This is a genomic window from Synechococcus sp. H55.11, from assembly GCF_047462475.1.
GTDB lineage: Bacteria > Cyanobacteriota > Cyanobacteriia > Thermostichales > Thermostichaceae > Thermostichus.
This window is the reverse complement of the sequence record NZ_JANSJI010000065.1, coordinates 1-2,103: the sequence shown is the minus strand read 5'-3', so window position 1 is coordinate 2,103 and position 2,103 is coordinate 1. Positions and strand designations below refer to the sequence as shown.

Genomic DNA, 2,103 nt, shown 5'->3' with positions numbered 1-2,103 from the left:
GCAACAATGCTAGGATTTCCCAATCAAAGCCTCAGCCCCTGTCGATAGGGATCCCGACCTCAAAGCCGGCCCCTGTCCGAGCGCAGCCCAATTTGCCATAATGAAGAGAGACTGTAAACATTTGTTAAGGCCATGACTGTCTCTGCTCTGGATCCTGTCAACCCCGCTCGTCTGGAGGAAATCGCCCAACGCTTGCGCAGCCAACGCCCTGCGGATCGCATGGTGGCCTTGGCCCAGTTGCGGGATGTGCCAGCGGAGCAGGCGGTGCCGCTGATTTTGCAGGTCATCGACGACGAAAACCTGCAGGTGCGCTCTTTTGCCGTCTTTGCCCTGGGGATCAAGCAGACGGACGCCTGTCTGCCCAAGCTGCTGGAGATCCTCACCCAAGACCCGGACTACGGCATTCGCGCCGATGCGGCAGGCGCCCTGGGCTACTTGGAAGATCCGCGGGCTTTTGAGGCCCTGGTGCGGGCTTTTTATGAAGATGTGGAGTGGCTGGTGCGCTTCAGCGCCGCCGTGGCCCTGGGCAACCTGAAGGATCCACGGGCCTATGAGGTGCTGCTGCGGGCGTTGGAGGGGCCGGAAGTGTTGCTGCAGCAGGCGGCCATTGCAGCTCTGGGAGAACTGGGGGATCTGCGGGCTTTGGATCACATCCTGCGGTTTGCCCAGTCGGAAGATTGGCTGGTGCGGCAGCGGCTTGCCCAGGCCTTGGGAAATCTGCCCTCGCCCAAGAGTGTTTCTGCCCTCAACTATCTGGCCAGGGATCCCCACGATAGCGTTGCCGCGGCGGCTTTGGATTCGCTGCGGCGGCTGCGCCAAAGGGGCTTCCCAGAGCCCACGCCTGAGGCGGGATCCCGGCCAGCCGATTCGGAAGCAAGCTAAGCTGGAAATCCGGGTTTGGCCTGGTGTAGGGAGGCGAGGATTTGCCGACCCTTGTTGTTTCCTGATCCCCTGCTGCGATGGTTACCAGCCCCCATCCTCTAGTTGCTCCGGAGATAGCCGGATCCCCCTCTCGGCCCCGCATTGTGGCGGCCCTTTCTGGGGGAGTAGACAGCTCCACGGTGGCGGCCCTTCTCCACGAACAGGGCTATGCCGTGGAGGGAGTGACTCTCTGGCTGATGCGGGGGAAAGGCCAGTGCTGCACCGACGGCCTGGTGGATGCTGCTGCCATCTGTGAGCAATTGGGGATCCCCCACCATGTGGTGGATAGCCGTGAGCTGTTTCAGGCCGCCATTGTCGATTACTTGGTGGCCGGCTATGGGGAGGGGATCACACCGCTGCCCTGCTCCCAATGCAACAAGCTGGTGAAGTTCGGCCCCCTGCTGGCCTATGCCCGCGAGACGCTGGGCATCTCTCAGATCGCCACCGGCCACTACGCGCGGGTGCGTTTTGAGGCCGAGCTGGGGCGCTATCAACTGCTGCGGGCGGTGGATCGGCAGAAGGATCAGTCCTATTTTCTCTACGACCTCAGCCAGGAGCACCTGGCCCACAGTCTCTTCCCCTTGGGCGAGTACACCAAGGCCCAGACCCGTCAGATTGCCGCGCGCTACGGCTTGGTTACGGCAAACAAGCCCGAAAGCCAGGATCTGTGCTTGATCGAGACCTACGGCTCGATGCGCAACTTTTTGGATCAGCACCTGGGTCAAAGGCCGGGGGAAATTGTCGATACCCAGGGGCGAGTCCTGGGATATCACGAAGGTATCCACCACTACACCGTCGGCCAGCGCAAGGGGCTGGGGATTGCCTCTTCCCGTCCGCTCTATGTGGTGCGCATCGATGCGGCCATGAACCGCGTGGTAGTGGGAGAGCGGGAAGAAGCCACCCAAGCTGAGGCGTGGGTGCGGCGGGTGAACTGGGTCTCGATCCCTGCGCCGGCAGAACCCTTGGCCGTGGAAGTGCAGGTGCGCTACCGTACCCCACCGGTGCCGGCTATGGTGATCCCAAAATCGCCGGAGCGGGTGAAGCTACAGTTTGCCGAGCCGCAATTTGGCGTCACCCCTGGCCAAGCCGCCGTCTGGTACCACGGGGATCTCCTGCTGGGAGGCGGCATCCTGGAGCGCCCTTCTCCCTAACTAGAGATTCGGCAGAGCTCTCTGGCATTAC

General features: G+C 62.3%; 2 protein-coding genes. Both read left to right on the top strand.

From position 1 onward, the window contains the following. Nucleotides 1-132 precede the first annotated feature (132 nt). Complete coding sequence (locus NW853_RS02745; protein WP_414347654.1) at nt 133-882, top strand: HEAT repeat domain-containing protein; 750 nt, start codon at nt 133-135, stop codon at nt 880-882. Between the two features lie 77 nt (nt 883-959). Then, the gene (gene mnmA, locus NW853_RS02740; RefSeq protein WP_414336169.1) at nt 960-2,072 is read left to right on the top strand and encodes a tRNA 2-thiouridine(34) synthase MnmA; all 1,113 of its coding nucleotides are present in this window, start codon (nt 960-962) and stop codon (nt 2,070-2,072) included. Nucleotides 2,073-2,103: the final 31 nt, after the last annotated feature.